This is a genomic window from Mesorhizobium sp. BR1-1-4 (genome assembly GCF_020165375.1).
Taxonomy (GTDB): domain Bacteria; phylum Pseudomonadota; class Alphaproteobacteria; order Rhizobiales; family Rhizobiaceae; genus Mesorhizobium; species Mesorhizobium australicum.
Genome location: NZ_JAIUIB010000009.1, coordinates 82,933 through 108,073, shown reverse-complemented (window position 1 = coordinate 108,073; position 25,141 = coordinate 82,933). Strand labels below are relative to the sequence as shown.

Annotated in this window: 26 protein-coding genes and 1 tRNA gene; 13 read left to right on the top strand and 14 right to left on the bottom strand. The window is 62.1% G+C overall.

Annotation, left to right across the window (positions count from 1 at the left end; all coding sequences use genetic code 11):
- Positions 1–46 precede the first annotated feature (46 nt).
- Together LB571_RS20385 and LB571_RS20380 are read left to right on the top strand one after the other, a co-directional pair.
- Complete coding sequence (locus tag LB571_RS20385) at positions 47–400, top strand: gamma-butyrobetaine hydroxylase-like domain-containing protein (protein ID WP_015317862.1); 354 nt, start codon at positions 47–49, stop codon at positions 398–400.
- A gap of 64 nt (positions 401–464) precedes the next feature.
- Entirely contained in the window at positions 465–1,076 is a 612-nt protein-coding gene (locus LB571_RS20380) for a pyridoxamine 5'-phosphate oxidase family protein (protein ID WP_224597433.1), read from the top strand.
- 16 nt (positions 1,077–1,092) lie between these two features.
- Here the strand turns inward: LB571_RS20380 and LB571_RS20375 are convergent, their stop codons facing one another.
- Complete coding sequence (locus LB571_RS20375; protein ID WP_140720439.1) at positions 1,093–1,545, bottom strand: MarR family winged helix-turn-helix transcriptional regulator; 453 nt, start codon at positions 1,543–1,545, stop codon at positions 1,093–1,095.
- A 47-nt stretch (positions 1,546–1,592) separates the two neighbouring features.
- Between LB571_RS20375 and LB571_RS20370 the strand changes: the two genes are divergently transcribed.
- Positions 1,593–2,504, top strand: a complete 912-nt coding sequence (locus tag LB571_RS20370; protein WP_015317865.1) for an alpha/beta hydrolase — start codon at positions 1,593–1,595, stop codon at positions 2,502–2,504.
- Positions 2,505–2,516: 12 nt separating this feature from the next.
- Here the strand turns inward: LB571_RS20370 and LB571_RS20365 are convergent, their stop codons facing one another.
- Positions 2,517–2,912, bottom strand: coding sequence for a rhodanese-like domain-containing protein (locus tag LB571_RS20365; RefSeq protein WP_015317866.1), 396 nt, complete (start codon positions 2,910–2,912; stop codon positions 2,517–2,519).
- A gap of 63 nt (positions 2,913–2,975) precedes the next feature.
- Positions 2,976–3,590 (bottom strand): TetR/AcrR family transcriptional regulator, encoded by a 615-nt coding sequence (locus tag LB571_RS20360; RefSeq protein ID WP_140718199.1) that lies wholly within the window; start codon positions 3,588–3,590, stop codon positions 2,976–2,978.
- A gap of 100 nt (positions 3,591–3,690) precedes the next feature.
- Between LB571_RS20360 and LB571_RS20355 the strand changes: the two genes are divergently transcribed.
- Together LB571_RS20355 and LB571_RS20350 are read left to right on the top strand one after the other, a co-directional pair.
- Complete coding sequence (locus LB571_RS20355; protein ID WP_224597431.1) at positions 3,691–4,437, top strand: 3-oxoacyl-ACP reductase family protein; 747 nt, start codon at positions 3,691–3,693, stop codon at positions 4,435–4,437.
- 209 nt (positions 4,438–4,646) lie between these two features.
- Positions 4,647–6,533, top strand: a complete 1,887-nt coding sequence (locus tag LB571_RS20350) for a murein L,D-transpeptidase (protein WP_140824448.1) — start codon at positions 4,647–4,649, stop codon at positions 6,531–6,533.
- A gap of 3 nt (positions 6,534–6,536) precedes the next feature.
- On the opposite strand, the gene LB571_RS20345 is transcribed toward LB571_RS20350, so the two are convergent.
- The 5 genes from LB571_RS20345 to LB571_RS20325 form a co-directional block, all read right to left on the bottom strand.
- The gene (locus tag LB571_RS20345; RefSeq protein ID WP_015317870.1) at positions 6,537–7,013 is read right to left on the bottom strand and encodes a hypothetical protein; all 477 of its coding nucleotides are present in this window, start codon (positions 7,011–7,013) and stop codon (positions 6,537–6,539) included.
- A gap of 280 nt (positions 7,014–7,293) precedes the next feature.
- Complete coding sequence (locus LB571_RS20340) at positions 7,294–7,857, bottom strand: lysozyme inhibitor LprI family protein (RefSeq protein ID WP_224597428.1); 564 nt, start codon at positions 7,855–7,857, stop codon at positions 7,294–7,296.
- 141 nt (positions 7,858–7,998) lie between these two features.
- Positions 7,999–8,256: a PepSY domain-containing protein gene (locus LB571_RS20335; RefSeq protein ID WP_015317872.1), complete on the bottom strand. Its 258-nt coding sequence runs from the start codon at positions 8,254–8,256 to the stop codon at positions 7,999–8,001.
- A 151-nt stretch (positions 8,257–8,407) separates the two neighbouring features.
- A tRNA-Val gene (locus tag LB571_RS20330) sits at positions 8,408–8,482 on the bottom strand.
- A 138-nt stretch (positions 8,483–8,620) separates the two neighbouring features.
- Positions 8,621–9,304 carry a phosphoglycolate phosphatase gene (locus tag LB571_RS20325; protein ID WP_224597427.1) on the bottom strand — a complete coding sequence of 228 codons (684 nt, stop codon included), beginning with the start codon at positions 9,302–9,304 and terminating at the stop codon, positions 8,621–8,623.
- 253 nt (positions 9,305–9,557) lie between these two features.
- Between LB571_RS20325 and rpiA the strand changes: the two genes are divergently transcribed.
- The 3 genes from rpiA to gor all read left to right on the top strand — a co-directional run bounded on the left by rpiA (position 9,558) and on the right by gor (position 12,416).
- Positions 9,558–10,289, top strand: a complete 732-nt coding sequence (gene rpiA / locus LB571_RS20320) for a ribose-5-phosphate isomerase RpiA (RefSeq protein ID WP_140664506.1) — start codon at positions 9,558–9,560, stop codon at positions 10,287–10,289.
- Positions 10,276–10,908 (top strand): DUF2059 domain-containing protein, encoded by a 633-nt coding sequence (locus LB571_RS20315; RefSeq protein ID WP_140619662.1) that lies wholly within the window; start codon positions 10,276–10,278, stop codon positions 10,906–10,908. Before rpiA ends, LB571_RS20315 begins: the two co-directional genes overlap by 14 nt.
- Before the next feature lie 116 nt (positions 10,909–11,024).
- Positions 11,025–12,416 (top strand): glutathione-disulfide reductase, encoded by a 1,392-nt coding sequence (gor, locus tag LB571_RS20310; RefSeq protein ID WP_224597424.1) that lies wholly within the window; start codon positions 11,025–11,027, stop codon positions 12,414–12,416.
- Between the two features lie 57 nt (positions 12,417–12,473).
- Here gor and mgtE read toward each other — a convergent pair whose 3' ends face one another.
- The 4 genes from mgtE to LB571_RS20290 form a co-directional block, all read right to left on the bottom strand.
- The gene (mgtE, locus tag LB571_RS20305) at positions 12,474–13,838 is read right to left on the bottom strand and encodes a magnesium transporter (RefSeq protein WP_224597421.1); all 1,365 of its coding nucleotides are present in this window, start codon (positions 13,836–13,838) and stop codon (positions 12,474–12,476) included.
- A gap of 270 nt (positions 13,839–14,108) precedes the next feature.
- Positions 14,109–16,001: an ABC transporter ATP-binding protein/permease gene (locus LB571_RS20300; RefSeq protein WP_181173931.1), complete on the bottom strand. Its 1,893-nt coding sequence runs from the start codon at positions 15,999–16,001 to the stop codon at positions 14,109–14,111.
- Positions 16,002–16,540: 539 nt separating this feature from the next.
- On the bottom strand, positions 16,541–17,221 hold the full coding sequence (locus LB571_RS20295; RefSeq protein WP_015317879.1) for a DsbA family oxidoreductase: 681 nt from the start codon (positions 17,219–17,221) through the stop codon (positions 16,541–16,543).
- A gap of 15 nt (positions 17,222–17,236) precedes the next feature.
- Positions 17,237–19,057 carry an extracellular solute-binding protein gene (locus LB571_RS20290; RefSeq protein WP_224597419.1) on the bottom strand — a complete coding sequence of 607 codons (1,821 nt, stop codon included), beginning with the start codon at positions 19,055–19,057 and terminating at the stop codon, positions 17,237–17,239.
- 232 nt (positions 19,058–19,289) lie between these two features.
- Here LB571_RS20290 and LB571_RS20285 point away from each other — a divergent pair, with 232 nt between their 5' ends.
- Positions 19,290–19,919, top strand: coding sequence for an invasion associated locus B family protein (locus tag LB571_RS20285; protein WP_015317881.1), 630 nt, complete (start codon positions 19,290–19,292; stop codon positions 19,917–19,919).
- A gap of 84 nt (positions 19,920–20,003) precedes the next feature.
- On the opposite strand, the gene hspQ is transcribed toward LB571_RS20285, so the two are convergent.
- The gene (gene hspQ, locus LB571_RS20280; RefSeq protein WP_027142695.1) at positions 20,004–20,327 is read right to left on the bottom strand and encodes a heat shock protein HspQ; all 324 of its coding nucleotides are present in this window, start codon (positions 20,325–20,327) and stop codon (positions 20,004–20,006) included.
- Positions 20,328–20,474: 147 nt separating this feature from the next.
- Positions 20,475–21,689, bottom strand: coding sequence for a UbiH/UbiF family hydroxylase (locus tag LB571_RS20275; RefSeq protein ID WP_224597416.1), 1,215 nt, complete (start codon positions 21,687–21,689; stop codon positions 20,475–20,477).
- 114 nt (positions 21,690–21,803) lie between these two features.
- On the opposite strand from LB571_RS20275, the gene LB571_RS20270 reads away from it, so the two are divergent.
- Genes LB571_RS20270 through LB571_RS20255 form a run of 4 tightly spaced genes read left to right on the top strand, consistent with a single transcriptional unit; the run spans position 21,804 to position 25,140 of the window.
- A complete protein-coding gene (locus tag LB571_RS20270; protein ID WP_224597414.1) occupies positions 21,804–22,691 on the top strand; it encodes a DUF2182 domain-containing protein in 888 nt (295 codons plus the stop codon).
- A 14-nt stretch (positions 22,692–22,705) separates the two neighbouring features.
- Positions 22,706–23,320, top strand: a complete 615-nt coding sequence (locus LB571_RS20265; protein WP_224597412.1) for a DUF1326 domain-containing protein — start codon at positions 22,706–22,708, stop codon at positions 23,318–23,320.
- Between the two features lie 47 nt (positions 23,321–23,367).
- Complete coding sequence (gene pcsA, locus LB571_RS20260) at positions 23,368–24,135, top strand: phosphatidylcholine synthase (protein ID WP_224587278.1); 768 nt, start codon at positions 23,368–23,370, stop codon at positions 24,133–24,135.
- Positions 24,136–24,162: 27 nt separating this feature from the next.
- Complete coding sequence (locus LB571_RS20255; RefSeq protein WP_140619646.1) at positions 24,163–25,140, top strand: quinone oxidoreductase family protein; 978 nt, start codon at positions 24,163–24,165, stop codon at positions 25,138–25,140.
- Position 25,141 lies beyond the last annotated feature (1 nt).

Below are 25,141 nucleotides of genomic sequence, written 5' to 3'. Positions count from 1 at the left end.
TGGCGCGAAGCAGCGTAGGGAAGGGCAAATTCAGGCAGGATCGATCATGACGGCTCCGAAAGAACTGAGGGTCTCCAAGGACCGCAAGCTGCTCACCGTGACCTTTCCCGGCCACCAGCCGTTCGAGTTGCCGGCCGAGCTGCTGCGCGTCGCCTCACCGTCGGCGGAAGTGCAGGGCCATTCGCCCGAACAGCGGGTGACGGTTCCCGGCAAACGCGATGTGGCCATCCTGAAGATCGAGCCGGTCGGCAACTATGCGGTGCGAATCACCTTCGACGACTTCCATGACACCGGCATCTTCACCTGGAATTACCTGCACACGCTCGGCCATGAGAAGGATGCGCGCTGGAATGCCTATCTCGCGGAACTCGACGAGAAGGGCCTGAGCCGCGATCGTTAGCCGCCATTGCGTCGTCAAAACGTCACCGATCGGGCGTAGGGGGCGGAACGGGAGACGGAAAAAAATGTCGGTCATCACCACAGTCGAACAACTCGAAGCCCTTTACGGATTGCCGGGCGAGGCCTCGGCGGTCAAGGAACTCGACCATGTCATTCCCGAATACGCCGCCTTTATCGAAGCCTCGCCCTTTGTCGCGCTAGCCACCAGCGGCCCGGAGGGGCTGGATTGTTCGCCGCGCGGCGATCTCGCGGGCTTCGTGCGCATCGTCGATGTGAAAACGCTGATGATGCCGGACCGGCGCGGCAACAACCGTGCCGATTCGCTGAAGAACATCATCAGGGATCCGTGCGTCGGCCTTTTGTTCCTGGTGCCGGGCTCCGGCACGACGCTGCGCATCAACGGCCGGGCCCATATCACCACGGACCCAGCGTTGTGCGCGTCGTTCATGGTCGACGGCAAGCCTGCGCGTTCGGTCACCGTGATCGATGTCGATTCGGTCTATTTCCAGTGCGCTCGCGCCATCGTGCGGTCGGAACTGTGGAACCCTGCCAAGCATGTCGACCCGAAGTCGCTGCCGACACCCGGAAGGATTTTGGAAATCACCAGCCGCAAGAATATCGACGGCGAAACCTACGACAGGGAGTGGCCGGAGCGGGCGAAGAAGTCGATGTGGTGATCGCCTGGAAGCGCGATCACGCCTCGTTCAGCACGTCATAGATCTTGCGCATCTGCTCGCCGATCATGTCGCATTGTTCCGGCGTCGACTGGCTCATCGCCTTCTCGATCAGCGCCATATGCACTTTCAACGCCCGCATCAGCAGCGCCTCGCCGGCTTCGGTCAGCGTAAGCCGCAAGATGCGCTTGTCCTTCTCATCGCCTTCGCGCCGCAGCAGGCCACGCGTCTCCAACTGCGGCAACAGCATGGTGATGTTGGAGCGGCCCACGAGCAGCTTGCGGGCGAGGTCGTGCTGCGACATGCCCGGGTGGCGGTAGAGGTTCATCAGCACGTCGAGCTGCGCCGGCTTAAGGTCGAGCGGCGCAAGTTTCACCGCCAGCGTGCGCTCCAGCACATGGCAGGCGCGCGCCACCGCGACCCAGTTGCGAAAACGCGGGTTGTCCCAGGGTAGCTCTTGTTTATTGTTCATCTTTGAACTATTATGTTCATGCTTGAACGTATGGATGGATTCTGACTATGGCATCATTCGGGCTGAAGGTCATCCGAGGTGTGTTTGGTGCGGCCGAACATGTCGCGCCGCGCATCACCGGGCGCGCGGCTTTCGAATTGTTCTGCCGTACGCCAAGCACCAGGACACTGACCGACGGCGAGCGTCGCGCCATCGACCGCGCCGCGGAGTTCATGGCCGAGGCGCGGCATCATCGGCTGAAGACCGCGACCGGCTGCGTCATGGTTCATGAATTCCGCCCCGAGCCGGGCCGCGAGTCCGCCGGCACCGTCCTCGTCATCCATGGCTGGCGCTCGCGTACCGAATATATGCGCGTGCTGATCGAAGGTTTTCGCGCCGCCGGCTACAAGGTCGTCTCGCTCGATCTTCCCGGTCATGGCCATTCGCAGGGCAGGCACCTGAACATGGTCAATGCCGTCGAAGCCGCAAGAGTGGCCGGCGAATGGTTTGGGCCGTTCGTGGCTGCCGTCGGCCATTCCTTCGGAGGCGCCGTTGCCGCCAATGCCATCGCCGGCTCCGTCAAGGACATCCCGCCGCTGTCGGCCGCACGTCTTGTGCTGATCGCGGCACCAAGCTCGCTGCCGGCAATCTTCGCCGACTTCAGCCGCATGCTCAATGTCGGTCCCCGCTCGCAGGTCGCCATGGCTGACCGCGTCGAATATCTCTCCGGCCGGCCGTTGCACGAATTCACCGGTGACCGGCAGCTCGCCCAGGCGCCCGTGCCGACGTTGGTCATCCACGCGCCCGACGACCGGGAGGTGCCGGCTGAACATGCACGACGCTATGCCGGCGCCGGCGACCATGTACGGCTGCACTGGGCCGACGGGCTCGGCCATCGCCGCATTCTGGCCGACAAGGGCGTGGTTGAACGCGCCGTCGGCTTCGTGACCATGCAGCAGAACCCGTCGCTGCTCCACTGAGCGGCACTCAGGCTATTTCTTCTTGTCTCCGGGCTCTACAGGCAGTCCGGCAGCCTTCCAGGCCGTGTAGCCGCCGAGGATGTGTTTGACCGGGGAAAGACCCATGTCCTGCGCCGTCTTGGTAGCCAACGCTGAACGCCAGCCGCCGGCGCAGAAGAAGACGAAGCTTTTTCCGGAAGCGAAGAAAGGCTTGTGGTAGGGGCTTTCGGGATCGATCCAGAACTCCAGCATGCCACGCGTGACGTGCTTGGCGCCGGGAATTCTGCCGTCGCGTTCGATTTCACGAGGATCGCGCAGATCGACGAAGATGGTGTCTTCGTCCTCAAGCAGCCCTGCCGCTTCCTCGGGCGAAACCACTTCGATCTCGGCATTGGCTTCATCCAGCAGTTCGCGATACCCTTTTTTCACGTGGTTCCCTCCGGCCGCAAGTTTGCTGGCAAGTCGGATTTCGAGCACAACGGATGGTGTTTGTCACGCCTCGATGGTGCCGGCCATGGCCTTCCAAGCGGCCATTGCCCCGGCTACCGTCGCCATCAGGGCGGCGCGGGAAGCGCCGTCACGCGCCTGAATCGACATGCCATGCTGGACCGTTGCGAAAAAGGTCGCGGCTGCACGGCAATCGAAGTCGGCAGGCAATTCACCTTCGGCCACGCCGCGCTCCAGACGCTTCTTCAGCGCGGCGAGATTCTCGGCGCGCCGGCGCCGCAAATCCGCGCAGATCGCGCCCCGGCTCGAGTCTTCGTGCAGCGCACCCAGCGTAATCAGGCAGCCCTGCGGACGATCGCTTTGCGAATAGGCCTTCGCGGTCCGGCGCAAGAACCGCTCGATCGCAAGCCGCGCCGTTGGCGCCTCTTCCAGCGCGAGCCAGATGTCGGCGCCCTCAACGCGGGAATAGAGATCGGTCGCCTCGAGGAACAGGGCCTCCTTGCTGCCATAGGCGGCGTAGAGGCTCGGCGAATTTATGCCCATTGCCACGGCGAGATCGCTGATCGATGCGCCTTCATAGCCCTTGGCCCAAAACACGTCCATCGCGCGCCGCAAGGCCGCGGTTCGATCGAAGGTTCGTGGACGGCCTCTTTCCGACATGATGCTCTTTTCTGTGTTGATCGATACATAAATGAGTTGACGCGGCCAGGCAAGGCTGGCAGGTATTTATGTATCAATCGCTACATAAATGGAGAAACCGATGTCATCAGGAAATTTGAACGGCAAGGCAGCACTCGTCACCGGAGGCAGCCGCGGTATCGGCGCGGCCATTGCACGAAGGTTGGCGGCGGAGGGGGCCGATGTGGCGCTGACCTATGTGCATGGCGAGGAGCAGGCTCGGTCCGTCGTCGCCGAGATAGAGACCAAGGGCGGTCGCGCCATCGCCATTAAAGCCGACAACCGTGACGCCGAGGCCATAGACCAGGCGGTGGCCGATGCTGTGACTGCCTTCGGCCGGCTCGACATCCTGGTCAACAGTGCCGGCATCTGGCGCGCCGCGCCGATCGATGCGCTGTCGCTTGCCGATTTCGACGAAACCATGTCGATCAATCTGAGAGCGCCGTTCATCGCCTCGAAAGCGGCGGCAAGGCACATGGGCGAGGGCGGCAGGATCATCTCGATCGGCAGCAATCTGGCCGAGCGGGTCACCGACACCAGCCTGGGCGCCTACTCGGCCAGCAAGGCGGCGCTGGTCGGCCTGACCAAGGCATTGGCCCGCGACCTCGGGTCACGCGGCATCACCGCCAATCTCGTCCATCCCGGTTCGACCGACACCGACATGAACCCGGCCGACGGCCCGCATGCCGAGCATCAGCGCCAGAAGATGGCCACCCCGCGATTCGGCGAAGCTGACGATATCGCCGGCATGGTTGCCTGGCTCGCCGGACCGGAGAGCAGGTTCGTCACCGGAGCCGCGCTGACCATCGATGGAGGCGCAAACGCGTAAGCCACAGGGATTCCCGGGCCGGCGCGACAGTTCGGGCGCGCCGGCCGTCACGATGTTGTGAAACCGTTCTGCAACAGCCCTGCCGAAATTTATGAAAGCTTAACGAAATCGGTATGAATCGGTATAGTCGCGCCTTACATCCGCCATGCGGTGAGCGGGACGGTCTAGCGTGCGGAACGGGAACCGGTTGCGACCGGAGCGGGTGATCCATGAAATTCCTCGGTAAAAAAGCAACCGTGATGCCGCTGGTGGCGGTTACGGCGACGCTGGCTTTCGGCATGCCTCAGGCAGGGGCCCAGGGATTTTTCGACATGCTGTTCGGCGGGGGCATCAGGCATGAGCCGAAAGGCGAGTTTCCGCCTCCTCCGCCGAAGCACAAACCCAAGCCGAACGCTCCGGCCGGCGGGGGCGGTGTGAGGATCAGCAGTCCGTCCTACTATACTTACAAGGCCGACAAGCTGGTGCGTGTCGACTTCTCGACGCTGGCGACGGCGCCGCAGCCGGCTACACCGCAAGATGCCGCTTTCGTGCCTTCGGCCACGGGTGCTGCCTTCCATGAAGCCATTGCCGGGCTCGCCGACTATGAACTCTATGCCGAGCCCGACATCGCCAAGGCGCTGATCGCCTATTACTCGGCCAACCCGGATTTCATCTGGGTGACCGGAACCACCCCGAACAACCGCGCCCAGGATGCCGTGCGGGTGCTTGGCGAGGCTGCAAGCTACGGCCTCACGCCTGCCGACTACACGGTCGATGTGCCTGCCGCCAGTTCGTCCTCGGCGGACGAGGCAGCCAAGCTGAAGGAGCTCGTGCGGTTCGAGATGGCGCTGTCGGCACGTGTCTTGCGTTATGCCCATGACGCCCAGAATGGCCGTGTCGAGCCCAACCGCATGACCGGCTACTACGATTTCCCGGCCAAGCCGCTCGACATGATGGGCGTGCTGAAGACTCTGGCGCATACCCAAGAGGTTCGCACCTATCTGGAATCGCGCCATCCGCAGAATGCGGAATATCAGGCGCTGCGCGTCGAACTGGAAGCGCTGCAGGCGAGCGCCGAGAACGAAATCGTCGTCGATCCCAAGCTGCTGCTGAAGCCAGGCGAAACCAGCCCCGAATTGCCGAAGCTGCTGTCGCTGATCGCGCGTAATCTCGATGACGAAATGGGCGGCACCTATGGCGAGGTCCTGTCGCGGCTGGCAACCAGCGAAGTCTACGTTCCCGAGCTGGTGCCGCTGATCAAGGCGGTGCAGCAGAAGGAAGGCATGAAGGGCGATGGCGTCATCGGTCCACGCACGGTCGCCACGCTGGCCGGGACGTCGAAGGCCGACAGGCTGCTGAAGGTGGAGGTGGCGCTGGAAGAACTGCGCTGGCTGCCTTCCGATCTCGGCAGCCCGCGTGTTTTCATTAACCAGCCTGCCTTCACCGCAAGCTATATCGACGACGGCCAGGAAAAATTGAAGACGCGTGCCGTCGTCGGCCGCGTCACCAACCAGACCGCCTTCTTCTACGACCAGATCAAGCAGGTCGATTTCCACCCCTACTGGGGCGTGCCGCAGTCGATCATCGTCAACGAAATGCTGCCGAGGTTGCGCGGCGATCCCGGCTATCTTGACCGGGCCGGCTACGAGGTGACGGATTCACGCGGCAAGCGCATCCCTTCGTCGGCGGTGAACTGGGGCGCTTATGGCGCCAACATTCCCTATAATGTGCGCCAGCAGCCGAGCGAGGCCAATGCTCTGGGCGAACTGAAGATCCTGTTCCCCAACAAGCACGCGATCTACATGCACGACACGCCGCAGAAATCGTTTTTCAAGCAGGATATGCGCGCGCTCAGCCATGGCTGCGTGCGCCTGCAGGATCCGCGCGGCATGGCGGCGGCAGTGCTCGGCACCTCGGTCGATTATATCGCGGAGAAATTGAAGCACGGACACTCGACCGAGGATGTGACACGCAAGATCCCAGTCTATGTCGCTTATTTCACCGCCTGGCCCGACATGTCCGGCAAGGTCGAGTATTTCAGCGACGTCTACGATCGCGATTCCCGGCTGAAGCAGGCCCTGGACGCAACCGAGGCGGTGCGCTCACCCTCGAGCTAGTCGTTATCGCTCCGACAGCGAGCGCCTGAAACCGGCGTCGCGCCCGGCGATCAGCCAATAGACCAGCCCGGCAACCAGACCGGCGGCGGCTATGATGCCGATGTCGGCCCAGCGCTCCAGATCCACGTCCTCCGCCGCGCCCGGCCAGATCAGGAAGAAACCTCCGGCCGCAGCCGCGGCGCCGAAGACCATGTGCAGCATAGCGTTGCGAAGAGAGAAGAATTCGGCGATCAGCGCAAAAATCAGCGTCTGGGGCGCGGTCACCACGATGGTCAGGAAATAGATGAACATGCCGAGCGGCGGTACCACAAAGGCCGCGATCGGCGAGACCCCCATGAGGTCGAAATAGGCTGGCGCGTTGGGCAGGGAACTCAGCGCGGCATAGATCGCCACGACGGCGATCAGACCAACCAGTATGGCGACGAGATAGCCGGCCAGCATCATGAGGACGCGCTTCATCAAGTGCTTCGCAGCCGACATACCCACCCCCTGAAGCGCGGTCCCTCCACAATCAGCCATCAATGGCGAATTGACGCAAGGGGAGACGGAGCACTCCTGGGCTCGCTGGTGAAAATCCCGCAGCTCAGGCGCCGCCGCACATATGCTGCGAATCGGGAGAGCCCAGGAGCCTTTCGCGACGAGGTCGACGGAATAATAAACCCGGCCACGGTCGTCGTCCTTGGGGCAGTCCCTGGGAATGGAGATCAAGCACATGACGACGGGTTCGCCGACCTTGGCGGCGGCAAGGCCAGCCTCGCGATCATAGGATACGGCGCCGCCGCCATTGGTGAATGTGGCCGCGCTGCCCGCTTCGGGAGTAGCCGTTTCCAGCCGGATCGTCGCCAAGCCGCGTGGTCAGCGTCTCGATATGCGTCGACGCGCATTGGCCGATCGCCGAGGGCAGGGGCTGCTCCTTATTGCCGGGATTCCGTGCAGCAGCGTCCAGCGCCTTCTTGCCGATCAGCGCGATGGTGTAGTCCTGCACCCAGGACGGCGCATTTCCATAGGTCTGCAAGGCGTTGTCGAGCGCGCTGGCGATACAGGGGGTATCGCTCTTGCAAGCATTGCGATCGGCGATCAGCCCGCGGGCAATCTTACGCCTGTCGCCGCCGAACGCCGGCTCGAATTCCTTGTAGGCCTTCGAAACCAGCAGATCGATGGCCGACAACTGCGGGTCGGCGCAGATCGCCTTTTCCGCCGGCAGGTTTGCCTTGCCGCAGTCGAAGGACGACCCGTCCGCCAATGCCGGAGAAACGGCAAGGAAGCCGCCGGCTGGGACGATGGCGAATACAGACAGAAGATAGGGTCTAACGAAACATCGCATGATGGCCCCCAAGCCAACAGGATTGCCGAAGGCGCGGCCCCGCGCCCAGCCTAACATACGCCAGGATGGACAATTTTGACGCTCGTTTTGTCGTTGAGAACACCCAGACGCAGCGCATTCGCGACGTGATGTCCGCGAACCTTATTTTGGTTCGGCCGTCACAGGATCGAAGACGATTTCGACCTTTGCCTTGTCCGAGGTATAGTAGGTGACGGTGTAGCCGTCCTTGTCCCAGTCGACCTCCTTCACGTAGCGAAACCCGTCACGCTGCTCGACCTTGGCGATGATCTCCGACAGCTTCTTGGCATTGGGTGGCGGCAGTGCAGTTTCATCCGCGGCAAAGGCGGGTCCGGCGGCGAAAAGAACGACGACGGAGGCCGCAAGCAGAAATCTGGACATGGTTTTCCCTCAAGTTTCGACGCAAGGAAACTCGCTGTCATGCAGGTTTGTTCCGCATGTGGGTGTTCCGGCGTTCAGCGCCTGTGCGGAAAGGCAGAGCGCCAAAGGGGAAGGCGGGCTGTAGCTGCCGATGTGATGTTCAGCAAACAGATGGTGGGCGATGCAGGGATTGAACCTGCGACCCCACCCGTGTGAAGGGTGTGCTCTCCCGCTGAGCTAATCGCCCGCTCGTTGCCCGAAGGCCAAGCGAGCCGCGATATAAGGGAGGCCGACCCATTAAGTCAAGGCAGCGTCTGGTGTTGTCACACAGATCGGATTTGCGGTCTCGCCAAGGCCCGTTCCGCAGAGATTTTCATCGTGGCGCTCAGTGTGCGGCGGCGCCGATCAGCCTTTGCGCCAGATCGAGCGTCAACGCATCGAAATGCGAGATCACCGCCGAGGGCTCGAACTCGCGCACATGACGGTCGGTGTAGCCGAAATCGACGGCGACGACAGGAATGCCGGCCGCCTTGGCGGTGTCGATATCGGTTTGCGAATCGCCGACCATCAAGGCGCGGTGCGGATCACCGCCGGCGAGTTTGATGGTCTCGATCAGGTGGCGCGGATCGGGCTTGCGGAACGCGAACGTGTCCTGCCCGGCAATTGCCGCGAAATGCCTGGTCAAGCCGAGTGCTTCGATCAGCGCCAGCGAATTGGCGTGGTACTTGTTCGTGCAGATTGCCAGCAGATAGCCGGCCTTCTCAAAACGGGCAATCGCCTCGGTCACGCCGGGGTAGGGGCGGGATTTGCCCGGAATGTTGTCGGTGTAGTGATCGAGGAACAGTTTCAGCAGCCGGTCGTGCTCCTCGACCTTGAGGGATCGTTGCTGCGCGGCATGCGCCCGTTCGATCATCACCCGGCCGCCATGGCCGACGAAGCGTTTGAAGCCGGCTTCGTCGACGGCCGATAGTTCGCTGGCCGCCAGGCTGTGGTTGAGGCTGTCGAGCAGGTCCGGCGCCGTGTCAATCAGCGTTCCATCGAGGTCGAACACGATGATCGGGCGAGTCATGATCCATCCTGCGCAGGTTTGTGCATGGGCAGGCGATAGCGGCTGCGACGCGTTAAGGCAAGCAGACCGGCGGGACGGCCGCCAAGGGCTTTGACCCGGCCTGCAAAAATGCTAGGAGCCGAAAACGCTAAAGCGCGTCGCGTCGAAACAGACTCATGCGGCACGCTTCAGGTCTTTCTTTCATGCATGTCGTTTTCCCAAAGCCGAGGTCATTTTGGGCGACATGCATTCGGTTTCAGGGCAGCAAAGCAGCATGGATGCGAGGCAATTGAAGGTCGAGGCCGCGCGGGCGGCCCTTGCCCATGTCAGCGACGGCATGCGGCTCGGCATCGGAACCGGCACCACCGCCGAGGAGTTCGTGCGGCTGCTTGCCGACAAGGTCGCCACCGGCATGACCATAACAGGCGTGCCGACCTCTGAACGCACTGCTGCGCTGTGCCGCGAACTCGGCGTGCCGCTGTCGACGCTGGAGGAAACGCCCGAACTCGATCTCACCGTCGACGGTGCCGACGAGGTCGACCCGGAGCTGACATTGATCAAGGGCGGCGGCGGGGCGCTGCTGCGCGAGAAGATCGTGGCCGCGGCCTCGCAGCGCATGATCGTCATCGCCGATCGTTCGAAGATGGTCGAGACACTCGGCCGGTTTCCGCTTCCAATAGAAGTCAACCAGTTCGGCCTGCGCGCGACCGAGATCGCCGTGGCCATGGCGGCTGGAAATCTCGGCCTTTCCGGTCCGGTGACATTGAGGATGACGGGAGGCCAGCCTTTTGTTACAGACGGCGGCCATTTTATCCTCGATGCATCTTTTGGCCGCATTCCGGATACAAGAGCGCTTTCGAATGCTCTCCACGCCATTCCTGGCGTGGTCGAGCATGGTCTTTTCATCGGGCTGGCGTCAGCGGCCATCATCGCCGGCGGCGACGGTATCCAAACTGTCCATGCCGCCCGAAAACCAGGGAGTTCTACCGATCATGATGTTGCATAACCGGGTTCGCCGTCTTTCCGTCCTTGTGGCGGCTTCGGCCGTCTTCGCGTTCTCCTCGCCTGTCTTCGCGCAGGACGTCACGGAATCGCATCTGAAGGCCGCACGCGCCGCGGTCGCCGCGATCCACGCGACCGACCCGTTCGACAACATCCTGCCGCAGGCCGCCGCGGCGCTCGAATCGCAGCTTATCCAGAAGAACCCGGACATGCAGGAACTGATCGGCAAGACGATCAACGAGAAGGCGCTGGCGATGGCCTCACGCCGTGCGGATCTCGAGAAGGAAGCGGCTCTTGCCTATGCGAAGGTGTTTTCCGAAAAGGAACTCTCCGACATCGCGGCTTTCTACAGCTCCGAGTCCGGCAAGAAGCTGCTCGACAGCGGCCCGACGGTGACGCGTGACCTCGTCAAGGCCGCCGACATCTGGCAGAACGGCGTCGCGCGCGATCTCGCCCAGCAAGTCGGCGAGACTCTGGCAGCGGCGGCAAAAGCCAAGGCGCCGGCCGCACCCGCCGATGCAACCGCCCCCGCGGATGGTGCTGCTCCTGCGGACGGAGCTGCTCCGGCGGATGGCGCGGCCCCCGCCGACGGTTCTGCGCCGGCGGACGGCACGCAGAACTGATCGTGATCTTTCCGACGGCCTTGCGGCCATCTGTGAAGCCCGGCTTGTCCGGGCTTTTCTTTTGACGGTTTGCGGCCTACCTGTCAGTCGAATTTTGGCGTTCAAGGAGCCGCTTCATGGCCGGTTATGACTACGACCTCTTCGTCATCGGCGGCGGCTCCGGAGGGGTGAGGGCGGCGCGGGTCGCGGCAGCGCTCGGCAAGCGCGTTGGCATTGCCGAAGAATACCGTTTCGGTGGCACCTGCGTCATCAGGGGCTGCGTGCCGAAGAAGCTCTATGTCTATGCCTCGCAATTTCCCGAGCATTTCGCCGACGCCGCCGGCTATGGCTGGACAGTGCCGGAAGCCAGTTTCGACTGGCAGACGCTGGTCGCCAACAAGGACCGCGAGATCAGCCGGCTGGAAGCGATCTACAAGAAGAATGTCGAGGGTTCGGGTGGCGAGACGTTTCACACGCGGGCGATGATCGTCGACCCGCACGTGATCCACCTCCTGAGCGAGGACCGCACCGTCACCGCCGATCAGATACTGATCGCCACCGGCGGCCGTCCAGCGGCGCATCCGGCGCTGCCCGGCCACGAACACTGCATCTTTTCCAATGAGGCTTTCGACCTCAAGGACCTGCCAAAGGCGATCATGATCGAGGGCGGCGGCTATATCGCGGTCGAGTTCGCCAACATCTTCCATGGCCTCGGCGTAGACACCACGCTGGTCTATCGCGGCAAGGAAATCCTCGTCCGCTTCGACATGGACCTGCGGCGCACGCTGCATGAGACGATGGAGAAGAAGGGCATAAAGATCCTTTGCCATTCCGTCTCCGAATCGGTCAGCAAGCGGCCGGACGGACGGCTCGACGCGCAGCTCATCGGGGGGCAGGTGCTGACGGTCGATCAGGTGATGCTGGCCATCGGCCGCCTCCCCAACACCGAGAATATGGGCCTGGAAGGCATAGGCATCGAGATGACCGCCGCGACCGGTGCGATCAAGGTCGACCCGTATTCCCGCACCAACATCGACAATATCTGGGCGATCGGCGATGTCACCAACCGCGTGCAGCTGACCCCGGTGGCGATTCACGAAGCCATGTGCTTCGTCGAGACGGCATTCAAGGACAACCCGACGGCGCCCGACCACGACACGATCGCGACGGCTGTCTTCTCGCAACCGGAAATCGGCACGGTCGGCCTGTCGGAAGACGAAGCCGTGAAGCGCTTCGCCGATATCGAAATCTACCGCGCCAGCTTCCGGCCGATGCGGCACACGCTGTCGGGCCGTGACGAAAAGATGCTGATAAAGCTGGTCGTCGATGGCGCTTCGCGCAGGGTTCTCGGCGCCCACATATTGGGGCCGGATGCCGGCGAAATGGCACAGCTGCTCGGCATCCCCCTGAAGGCCGGACTGACCAAGGACGACTTCGACCGCACGATGGCCGTGCACCCGACCGCCTCCGAAGAGCTCGTCACCATGTACAAGCCGACCTATCGAGTGAAGGACGGCGAGCGCGTCTGACGTCGCTTGACGCGGCGCTGCCGCCGCCAGCCACGGCCGGCGGCGGCAGTCGAACCGCTACAGCAAGGTGCCGCGCAGGATGACGAGCGCCACCGAGAAATAGATCACCAGTCCGGTGACATCGACCAGCGTGGCGACGAACGGTGCGGATGCACTGGCGGGGTCGAAACCGATCCGTTTCAGGGCGAAAGGCAGCATCGACCCCGACAGCGAACCGAAGGTGACGATGCCGACCAGTGCGGCACCAACGGTCGCGGCAATCAACGGCCAGTGCGGGCCATAGTCATAGAAGCCCATATATTGCCAGAGCGCGATGCGGCAGACGCCGACCGCGCCCAGCATGGCGCCGAGCACGAGACCGGTAGGCAGTTCGCGCAGCGCCACCCGCCACCAGTCACGAAGGCCGATTTCGCGCAGCGCCAGCGCGCGGATGACCAGCGAGGTCGCCTGCGAGCCGGAATTGCCGCCGGAGCTCATGATCAGCGGGATGAACAGCGTCAGCACGATCGCCTTCTCCAGCTCGCCCTCATAGCTTTGCATTGCATTGGCCGTCAGCATCTCGCTGATGAACAGCGCACAGAGCCAACCACCGCGCTTCTTGATCATGGCGAGAAAGCTCATCTTCATGTACGGCTCGTCCAAAGCCTCCATGCCGCCAAAGCGATGCACGTCTTCGGTCGTCTCCTCGATCATCGTGTCGATGATGTCGTCGATGGTGACGATGCCGAGGATCTTGCCGTTGTCGACGACCGGGACGGCGAGCAGATCGTATTTGGAGATCGTCTGCGCCAGGTGTTCACGATCCGTCAGCGGAGTGACTGTCACCGGCAGGCGGTCCGGCGCTACCGACAGGATCGGGTCGTCCGGTTCACCGGTGATGAGCCGACGCAAGCCCGTCGACCGCACCAGGAGATTTGTCCGCGGATCGACGATGTAGATTGCATAGACGGTCTCGCGCGTCCGTTCGACCTTGCGGATGTAGTCGAGCGTGCGTCCGACGGTCCAGTCGGAGGGCACGCTGACGAACTCCGTGGTCATGATCGAGGCGGCGCTGCCTTCGGGATAGCCCAGAATGGAAAGCAGGGTGGCGCGCAGCGGCGGCGCCAGCGCACCGAGCAGCTCGGAGCGTGCCGGCTCGTCGAGCTCGCGCAGGATGTCGGCCGCGCGGTCGACGGACATGGCGGTGAGCAGCTTGCTCGCCTTGGGACGGGGCAGAGCCTCCGCCAGTTCGGGCGCGCCTTCGAGCTCAGGCTGGTCGAAAATCTCGACCAGCCGTTCGAAGGGTACGGCGCAAAGCAGCTCCGTCGCGGTTTCGCGCGATTCATGGTTGAGCGCCTCGACAAGGTCGGCGACGTGATCATTGGCAAGGATGCGGGCGATAGCGACGGCCTCGTCGTCCGCTTCGGGGAAAAAATCGTTCATGGCTCACTCCTTGCCGTCCGGCAGGACATGAACCATTCAGGTCACGTCTAGGCGGACGGCCGTTGCGTTCGACTGTGACTGTCGCCAGGCATGGCGCGGTGACCTTTCTGCTTGCGGGTTCGCTTTTGACTGCTGCAAGCCGGCGCAACATAGGAGCGCGCCTTGCCGAGTCAATCGCGGTGAGGAAGGAAAACAGTGCCGAACGGCCCGGATCGCGAGACTGTGATCACCGTGGACCGTTCACCGTGGCAAGCCACGGGGACATCAGCGTTATTTCTGCTTCAGCCGGCGCGAGAAACGCGTCCATTTGTCCTCGACCGGCCTTGGCTGGGCCAGGATCGTGGTGAGTTCCAGCGGCAGGCTTGGGGCAAGCGGCTTCTTCGTGGCGACGCCGTCGGCAATCAGGACCATCGAGTGGTAGAACTCGGTCCCGGCAGCAGATCTCGGTGCCACGGCTTCGTGCATGACACTGATCACCGTCACATCAGGGCAGTTGTCCTTGATGGCTTGGTGGAAGGCAATCTTGCCATCAGGGTCGAGAGCCCCGGTCGCCTCGTCGAGGAACAGCAGGCCCGGTTGCTGCAGGATGATACGAGCCACCACCAGCTTCTGCTTCTGGCCGCCCGACAGGACCTGATCCCAGCTCTTGCCCTCGCGGCTTTCATTGGCCATGTGTTCGATGAAATCGCCAAGGCCAGCCTTGTGCAGTGCCGACGCGACCTGGGTATCGCCGTGGTCGCCTTCGGAGCCTGGTAGGCAGACCAGCTGTTTCAGCGACACCTGCGGCAGCTTGACCTCCTGGGCGGCATAGAAGCTCTTGACGCCCTCGGGGAAGACGATGGTGCCGCGGCCATAAGGCCACAGGCCGTTGATCGCCTTGATCAGCGAGGTCTTGCCGCACCCGGATTCGCCTTTCAGGAAGGTCCATTCGCCGCGCCGGAAGCGCAGGTTGGCGGAACTGAGGAATGGTGTCGCATCCTCACCCTGATGCGCCAGCTCCAGCTTCTGGATGGTCAGACCGAAGACCGGATTCTGGCTGGCGTAGTGGAAGTCGGAACGGCCGCTCTGGCTGTAGAATTCCTGCGGGTGCTGGACTTTCTCGATCGCGTTGGCGAGCTCCGTCACGCGCTGGCTGTTGGCGCGCAGCGTCGCGATGGCGGGCATGACATGAATGAACCAGGAACACTGGCTGATGAGCTGGGCGACCATTTCGGAGCCGGTGATGTAGCCTTTATAGTCCAAGCGGCTGTGGATGAACGGCACAAGGCCTGGAGCATAGGCGACGATACGGGCGCCGACGAAGTTGTAGATCAGCTCGAACGACATATAGCTGGAGTTGACGACATTCAGCCGCCCCCAGGTGCGATCGATGTCGACATAGAGCCGGTCGTGCATCCTCTTCTGCACGCCCTCGCCATGCGAGGCGGCGACATGGAAGCTGCGGCGCAGGAACGTCGTCAGTTCGCTACGATAACTTCCCTCGGCCTTCTGCATGCGAATATTGAGACGTTCCAGCAGGCTGCCGAGCTTGACGGCGATCCAGGTATTGAGGGGGACGTAAGTGGCAACCGCGAGAAGGGCGAGAACAGCGCTGCCATAGCTGCCAAGGAACTCCAGGCCTTTGACCTCCACTGACGACTGCAACAGGTTCTGGCCTATGAAATAGAGCGAAGTCGCCAGCCCCAGCACGCCCATGGCGAGGCCGATCGCACCGCCGGTCATGTCCTTGATCGATTCCTGGATGCGCTGGTCGACATTGTCGGGCGCAACGATGCCGCCGTCCGCGGAACCATGTTGAGCGTGAAAATGGGTATGGTTGCCGTCGAGCAAGGCCTGGTTGAATTGGTCGTTCAGCCAGCCGCGCCATTTGCGGTGCAAGGTTGCCGAGACGAGATTGCGCACGCCGGTGAAGCCGACATCCTTGAGCATGACGAGCAGCACCAGTATGCCGGCGTTGGTCAGGATTGTTTCCAAGGGCCTGGTGTTGGCGGCATCGTGCAGGAAGGCGATCGAATTCACCAATTCGCCCGACGCCATGGCGAACCACACGCTAGCCTTGCTGGACAGCGCGGTGAGCAGGGCTATCACCAGCGTCAGCGCCCAGGCTTCCTTCCAGCGGTCCGAGATCCAGTAGGCTCGCACGAGCCCCCAGAAATTGCGCATCGAGGATACCGGCGTCAAATGCGACCGCCCTGCGGCGTCGCTGCGTAGTCCATCCGGTACTGACTCTTGCGATCGCCTGCCGATCCGAATCACGATCCCGCCCAAACCTTTTTTGTTTTGTTACGGATGGTAACACCAATTGATCATTTTCCATTAATTTTTAAACCAGGCCTGTGGGATTGCTCTCGCGGCCGTTGCACTGAAGCAACAGATTGAAGATCGAATCGCCAGCAAAACGGTGGGCAGCGATCAGGAAATTTTGATTGGTTTCAGCAGCTTGGACGCGGCGAACGGGGCTTTTGTCGATCTTCCCCTGGGGAAACCTGGTACACGGTTTCGTGACTCAAAAAATCATGAGGGCCGGGGTCGACGCCGCTTCCTTGCCGCGGCGAAGTCGCCAATATCGCATCGGAACAGCGGGAGTGCAGGATCGTTCTCTTGCCCATTCGTCAACCAAATGGGGGATCCGCACCGGCCCAATGGCAAGCGGCTCTTTCATCAGCTACGTCAAAATGGAGGAGAAGTGGCGTCCCCTGGCCTCAGCCGGTTTTCTCCAACTCGCCACGCGCCTTGGCCGCCGCGACCTGACGGATCGCATCGGCCAACGTGTCGGCATCCTGCGCACCCATCACGGCATATTTGTCCTCGAGCAGGAAGCACGGCACGCCTGTGATGCCCATGCGCGACGCGGTGGCGATTTCCGTGCGAACCGCCTCGACATCAGCGTCACTCGGCAAGAGCGTTTCGACAACAGCGGCGTCCATGCCGGCCTCGCGGGCAGCTTCGACCAAGACGGTGTGGTCGCCGATATTGGCGCCTTCCTCGAAATTCAGCTGGAATAGGTGGCGCACCAGTCGGTTCTGGACGTCCTCGCCGGCGGCACCGGCCCAGCGGATCAGCCGATGCGCGTCGAGTGTGTTCGGCGCCACCTTGATAGCGTCGAAGGCAAAGGAAATGCCTTCAGCTTCGCCAAGCGGTTCGATGCGAGCATGAATTTCGCGAATGCGCTCGTCGCTGCCGAACTTGGCCAGCATGTAGTCGTGGCGGTCCTTGCCTTGCGGCGGAATGGTTGGATCGAGTTGGAACGGCCGCCAGCGTATATGCACTTCGACATCGCCGGCCGCGGCGATCGCCTTGTCCAGCCGCTTCTGACCGATGAAGCACCACGGGCAGACGACGTCCGACACCACGTCGACGGTTATGGCGTTCGCTTCGCTCATCTCGATCTCCGGACTTCAGTTCGGTTTGCGCCACCATGTTGGCAGCTGATAACCGAATATGGGCGTCTTGCGCGGATGTTCCAGATAATTCCAGTAAGCAAGCCACTGCTGCGTATTGTACTGCATCGGCACCATGTAATTGCCGGAGATCAGCAGCCGATCGAGAACGCGAACCGCCGCGACGTAATCCTCTTTCGAACGGGCTCGCAGCATTGCGTCGATGGCCGCATCGATCGCCGGATCGGCGACGCCGGCGAGGTTGAACGATCCCTCGGTCCTGGCCGCGGCGGACGACCAGCGCCCGATCTGCTCGATGCCAGGGGACAACGAATTGTTGAAGCCGCTGGAGCCGATCAGGACCTCGAAATCGAAACGCTGCTTGCGCGACTGGATCTGGTCGCCGTCCAGGCTGCGTATGCTGACATTGATGCCGATCTTCTCAAGCGTGCGCTGATAGATGCCGGCCAGACGTTCTTCATCCTGCGAGGCGGTCAGAATCTCGAAGTCGAAAGGTTTACCGTCGGGATCGATCATCGTGCCGTCCTGCACATGGTAGCCGATGCTTTTCAGAAGATCGAAAGCGGTCTTCAGCACCTTGCGGTCCTGGCCCGAACCGTCCGTCACCGGCGGTTTCCAGGTGCCGTCCATGACGTCGGCCGGCACGCGGCCGGGATAGGGCGCCAGCAGCGCCTTTTCCCTGTCATCAGCCGGATGGCCGAGCGCGGAAAGCTCCGAGTTCTGCCAGTAGCTCATCGTGCGGGTGTACTTGCCGCCGAACAGGTTCTTGTTGGCCCATTCGAAATCATAAAGCATGCCGAGCGCGCGCCGAACCACGGGGTTGGAAAACTTCGGCAGCCTCGTGTTGAACAGAAAACCCGTCACGACGGGTGGAATGCCGGTATCGAAGGTTTCTGAGACAACGTCTCCCCTATGAAACGCCGGAAAGTCGAGATCGCGCTCGCGTTTCACCGGATCGCTGTCGTCGTCGATGGCGCAAAGACCCTTCTTGAAAGCTTCGAGCTTGGCGTTGGCGTTGAGAAAATACTCGATGGTGATCTGGTCGTAATTGTCGAAACCGCGCTTGGCGGGAACGTTCTTGCCCCAATAGTCGGGGTTGCGCTTGAAGACGATGCGCTGGCCGGGCGTCACCTGCGCGATCCTGTAGGGACCGCTGCCGATCAACGGCTTCAGCGTCGTCCTGTCGAAAGTGTCGATGTCGAAAGCGTGCTTGGGGATGATCGGTGTCAGCGCGATGATCAGCGGAAACTCACGATCGGCCTTGTCATTGAAGGTAAAGCGCACGCTATGGTCGCCCGTCTTTTCGAGCTTGGCGATCCTGGCCATGCGGTCGCTGTAGGGCGGACGGCCTTTCTGCGTATAGGCATCGTAGGTGAACAGCACGTCTTCCGGCGTCACTGGCTGACCATCCGACCATTTGGCATTCGGGTTGAGATGGAATTCGATGGTCTTGCGCTCGGGATCCATGTCGGCGGTGTCGGCCAGAAGCCCATAAAGGGTAAAGGCCTCGTCGGCACTGCGCTGCATCAGCGGCTCGAAGACCAGATTGCCGTAAATCGTGTCCATCATGCCGCGCGCGGTCGTGCGCAGGCTTTTCAGGATGAAAGGGTTGAGATTGTCGAAGCTGCCGACGACGCAATAGGTAATGCTGCCACCCTTCGGCGCGTCGGGATTGACGTAGCTGAAATGGGTGTAGTCCGGCGGCAGGGCCGGTTCGCCCTGCATCGCAATCGCGTGTTTCGGCTCCGACAGCGCCGGAGGCGACGACAGGCTGAAAAACGATAATGCGGTGACCAGCCAAACAAGAACGCGGCCCATGACCGTCTCCTTAACAGGTCGGCTTGATGATTCGGTCCGCACCCTAGCATGGGGCACCTGCGTGGCGGCCAATGGCGTCGTCAAGAATTACCGGTCGGCGGGCTGGATTCGACGCCGCTTGCAGTGTAACACGCCGTCCGAAGTCATTCTGTTGCCTCATTTTGGCAACAGGTAGCTGGACCACACGGCGCGAAGAAGCCGGTCCCGGGATCATTGAGAGGAAGTGCACGACATGACGAGCCTGAACAGCAACGCGTACCGCCTGTCGGTCATGGCCGCAGGCGTGGTTGGCTTTCTCGGCGCAGGACTTCCCTCTGCTTCCGCGCAGCAGCAGCCGCAGATTCCGCAGGGCTGGTTCAAGGCCTGCACCAAGCAGGAAGACGTCGACATCTGCAATGTCCAGAACATCGTCACCGCTGGCAATGGCCAACTCGTCACCGGCGTCAGCCTGATCGAGCTCAAGGGCAAGGTGAACCGCAAAGTGTTCCAGGTGACGGTCCCGACCGGCCGCCTCGTGCCTCCCGGCATCGGCCTGCAGATCGACACCGGCAAGGCGCAGAAGCTCGACTATGTCATCTGCTTCCCGGATCGTTGCGTGGCGGAAGTGCCGCTGACCGATCAGCTTGTCGCTTCGTTCAAGAAGGGTCAGGGGATCACGCTGACCTCGATCAATTTCCAGAACCAGGCCAACCCGATCAAGATCGCGCTGCAGGGCTTCAGCGGCGCCTATGACGGCCCGCCGCTGCAGCAGTCGGACATCGAGGACCGGCAGAAGAAGCTTCAGGACTTCGTCGCCAAGAACAACCAGGATTTCGCCAAGAAGCTCAAGGACGAGCAGGACAAGGCGAAGACCGCCAACTGATCCGGCGTCGGGAATATAGCGAGTCAAAAAAGCGGGGTCATGCCCCGCTTTTTTCATTTCTGGCCATACTCAGCATGCCGGAAGTCAGTGCCTGGACTGCCGTTTCGGCGCATAGCGCCCATCCGGCTTCTTGTCGAACATTTCCTTGATTTGCGGATGGCGGACAGGTTCTCCCGATTGGTCCTCGAGCAAATTCTGCTCGGACACATAGGCGATGTATTCGGTTTCCGAATTCTCGGCGAGCAGGTGGTAGAATGGTTGGTCCTTGCGCGGCCGTACGTCGGCGGGGATGGCCTCGTACCATTCGTCGGTGTTGGCGAATTGCGGATCGACGTCGAAAATGATGCCTCGGAACGGGAACAGCCGGTGGCGAACCACCTGTCCGATCGCGAATTTGGCCGTTTTCATCGCACTCACCACTGAATTCCTTGGCTTTATTTGGCGCAGACTCCGCATCAATTCAATCCCGAGCGTCTGAGCGCCTTCAAGATACGCGGTATGCGCAACAAAGGTTTTGATGAACGTCGCGATACCGCGGCAAAGTCCGCAAAATCGCTACCGCTGCCGAGCCGGCTTCCGAAGGCCGCCCGCAACTGCCGCAAAGCCGCTGCCCGGGCGAAGCCCTTCCCGCATGAAGAAGGCGCGCAGCGGCGTAAAGCCGCCAAGTACACCCAGGCCAACGCCACGCGCCATCTGCGCCGGCAACATGTCCGAAAGCAGCGACATGTTGAGCAGATTGACTGCGCTGCTGCGCGCCAGAATATCTGGCCGGCGCTTGAAATCGTATGCAGCAAGGGCCGCAACAGCCCCCGGATCCTCACGATTTTCACGCGCGATTCCAACCAGATCGTCAATATCCCTGATGCCTAGGTTGAGGCCTTGCGCGCCGATCGGCGGGAACACGTGCGCCGCCTCACCGACAAGCGCCACCCGTCGCGCCGCGAAACGCAGGGGGGTCACCGTCGACAATGGATAAATCTGGCGACCCGGCTCGACGGATACCCGGCCCAGCATCGATTGCATCTTTTGCTCGACGCGGAGCGAGAGCGTTGCATCGTCCAAAGCGGCAAGCTCCTTGGCGGTCTCTGGCTTGACCACCCAGACAAGGCTGGAGCGATTGCCCGGCAGTGGAACCTGCGTGAACGGGCCGGTCTCTGTATGGAATTCCGTCGAGGTGAAGCCATGTTCGCGGTTGTGGCCGAAATTGAGGACAAGCGCCGCCTGAGGGTAGGCGCGCGCCGCCGTCGAGATGCCCGCGGCCTCGCGGGCCGGCGACAGGCGGCCGTCGGCGGCGACCGCAAGGGACGCATCGATCTCGCTGCCATCAGCCAGCGTGGCATGCGCTTTGCCGGCGCCGAGATGCCATGCCTTCACCATGGATCTGCGCCACTCGATCCCGGAATGCGCGGCCACCTTGCTGGCAAGCGCCGGGCCAAGGACGCCGTTGGGCAGGTTCAGGCCGAACTGTTCCTCGCCGATCTCGCTGGCGCGGAAGGTGACGACGGGGCTGCGGATCAGCCGGCCGGTCGCATCGACAATGCGCATCACCTTCAACGGCGCGCCCTTGGGCCTGATGTCCTCGATCACGCCCAGCCGTTCCAGCATCTTCAGGGCAGGCGTCATGAGCGCCGTGGTGCGACCGTCGGGAGCCGAGGTTTCCGGCCCGGCAATCGTCACCGGAAAGCCGGCATCGGCGAAGGCAAGCGCGGCGATCAACCCCGCCGGCCCCGTGCCCGCAATCAGTATCCGCGCTGTTTCCTGATGCTCCAAGATCGGCTTCCGGTCTGCAGTTGAGAGGCGGCCACCAGACCCGCCAGTCGAAAGAGGCATATAGGGCAGATCATGCGGCTTGATCAACGCGGCGATTCGGCCCATTCGGATGTCATGACCGGCCAACAGGACGACTTCAGCCATCTCGACCGCGCCGGCCGCGCCACGGCAAATGTCGCGCGCGACCCGCGTTTGACGGTCAACGTCGTCGTCTGTGCAAGCATCGCGTTGGCCTGGCTGCTGCTTGCCGCGATGGCGATACGCGGCGCCGAGGCGCGGATCAGCGCGCCGGGTGACGCTCTCCTGCGCAACCTGCCACAGCTGCCGCTGCCCGATTTCCTGGACCATTTTTTCGTTCTTTGCCTTTCGCCAGCGCCGCTGGACGCAAGCATCGGCCCGCGTGCTTTGGCACTCATCCTCATGTGGTTCCTGATGGCGATCGCCGCGATGCTGCCGTCGGCGGCACCGATGATCCGCACCTATTGCGAGATCGCCGATACGGCGCGGATCAAGCGGGCGCCGGTCGTCCATCCGCTGGTGCTGGTTGCCGGCTACCTCTGCGCCTGGCTCGCCGCATCGCTGCTGTTTGCGGCACTGACACTTGCCGTCCACGCAGTCGCCGCGTCCGCGGGGGTATTCGATCCGGTGCTTGGCGTTGCTGGTGGGCTGGCCTTGCTGGTTGCCGGCCTCTACCAGTTCAGCGGCCTCAAGGAGGCCTGCCTGACGAAATGCCGGAACCCATTCTCGACCTTGTTTTCAAACTGGAGTGCCGAGACCTTCCGCATCTTTCGGCTGGGCATCGTGCAAGGCATCTGGTGCCTGGGATGCTGCTGGGCACTGATGCTGGTGATGTTCGCAGTCGGCGTCATGAACGTCTTCTGGATGGCGCTGATCGGCGTGTTCACCCTGATTGAAAAACAAACGACGGGCAGTCTTCCAACCCGGCTGGCCGGTGCGATACTGCTTGTCTGGGCAGCCGTGCTGCTAGTAGTCTCACTGTGATTGGGGGGAGTTCGATGACTGACCAGGGCTGGGCAATGAAAGGAGAGCTCGTACTCTCCTGCAATTGCACGGTTTTTTGCCCTTGCGTCTTGTCGCTCGGCAGTCACCCACCAACAGAGGGCTATTGCCAGACATGGGCGGGGTTCCGTATCGATGCGGGTCACTTCGGCGAAGTCGACCTCTCCGGCCTCAACCTTGGGTTGATCATGGAAATCCCCGGTTACATGAGCCGCGGCAATTGGACCGCAGGCCTGTTCATCGACATCAGAGCCTCGGTTTACGCGGTCAAGGCGTTGACCAGGATCTTCACCGGCAAGGCCGGCGGGACCACGTCGCTGCTCTCGATCCTCGTCGGCAAATTCCTGGGCGTAGAACAGGTGCCGATCACCTACGAGACACGGGACAAGACGCGTATCTTCCAGATTCCGAAGATCATCGACGGGGCGGTCACGCCAATCGCGGGCAAGGACCGCGACAAGGATACGGTGATCACGAACTCGGAATACTGGATCGCGCCGGAGATCATCGTGGCAAGGTCCGACAAGAGCAAGATGCGCGCCTTTGGCCGCAACTGGAATTTCGCCGGCCGCTCGGCCGAGATCTGCAAGCTTGATTGGCGGGGCCCGTGAGCAAGAACACAAAAGCCCGCAAGATCGCCGGGAAGATCACCGACCGGATTCCGCGGCCGAAGAAGAAGGTCACCTGGCCGCAGGCGCGTGCGTTTTCGGTGCATCTGCTGACCGCCTCCGGTTCGTTCCTGGCTTTCCTGTCGCTGGTGGCGGCGAGCGAGGAGCGCTGGACGGCCATGTTCTGGTGGCTAGGCCTGGCGCTGTTCGTCGATGGCATCGACGGGCCGATCGCCCGAAAGCTGGAGGTCAAGGAAATCCTGCCGACCTGGTCCGGCGAACTCCTCGACAACATCATCGACTACGTGACCTACGTGCTGATCCCGGCCTTCGCGCTCTACCAACGGGGCTTCATGGGCGAGGGCCTGTCGTTCCTTTCGGCGGCGATCATCGTCGTCTCCAGCGCGATCTACTATGCCGACACCGGCATGAAGACGAAGGAGAATTTCTTCAAGGGATTCCCGGTGGTCTGGAACATGGTCGTGTTCACGCTGTTTGTCATCGAACCGGGACAATGGGTCTCGTTCGCGGTGGTGGTGGTGGCCGGCATTCTGACTTTTGTCCCGATAAACTTCATCCATCCGGTGCGGGTGAAGCGGCTGCGGCCGATCAACCTCGGCATGACGCTGTTGTGGTGTGCTTTCGGCGCGCTCGCGCTTGCGCAGGCCGCACTCGCCGCTTTCTACGACCAGATCGGCGTGCTTGGCGAACAAGTCGGCACTTTCACCAAGATCGGAATCACCGTTACCGGGCTCTATCTCGCAACCATTGGTGGCCTCATGCAGTTCTTTCCGAACCTCGGCGCCAAAAAGGCCTGACCAGCCGCTCTTCAAGGAATCCTCTCCATGTCCAAAGCCATCCGCATCCACGCCAATGGCGGTCCGGAAGTCCTGATCCATGAGGACACCGATCCTGGCCAGCCGGGTTCGGGGCAGATCCTGATCAGGCATACCGCGATCGGTCTCAATTTCATCGACGTCTATCATCGCTCGGGTCTTTATCCGCCGCCCGGCGGATTTCCGCTCGTTCCGGGCAGCGAAGCCGCCGGCGTGGTGCTGGAAGTCGGCGGGGGCATCGACTGGCTGAAGTCGGGCGACCGGATTGCCTATGCCGTGACGACCGGCGCTTACGCGCAAGAGCGCGTCATCGATGCCAGCAAGGTCGTCAAGGTACCGGACGGCATCAGCGACGAGCAGGCCGCCGCCATGATGCTGAAAGGCATGACCGCGGAATATCTTCTGCGCCGCACCTTCAAGGTGAAGGCGGGCGACACCATCCTGTTTCATGCCGCGGCCGGCGGGGTCGGCCTGATCCTCGGCCAATGGGCGAAGCATCTCGGCGCGACGGTCATCGGCACCGCCAGTTCCACCGACAAGATCGAACTCGCCAAGGCGCACGGCTTCGACCATGTCATCAACTACAAGGAGCAGGATTTCGTCGCCGGCGTAGCCGCCATCACCGGCGGCAAGAAGTGCGATGTCGTCTACGATTCGGTGGGTAACGACACATTTCCGGCCTCGCTCGACTGCCTGAAGCCGCTCGGCATGTTCGTCAGCTTCGGCCAGTCCTCGGGACCCATCCCGCCGTTCTCGATGTCGCTGCTGGCGCAGAAGGGCTCGCTGTTCGCAACCAGGCCGACGCTGTTCGTCTACAATGCCAGACGTGAGGACCTCGATGCCTCCGCCGCCGCACTGTTCGAGGTCGTGCTCAGCGGCGCCGTCGAGATCAAGATCAATCAGCGCTACGCACTGAAGGATGCCGGCAAGGCACATGCGGACCTTGAAGGCCGCAGAACGACAGGTACGACCATTCTGGTTCCCTGAA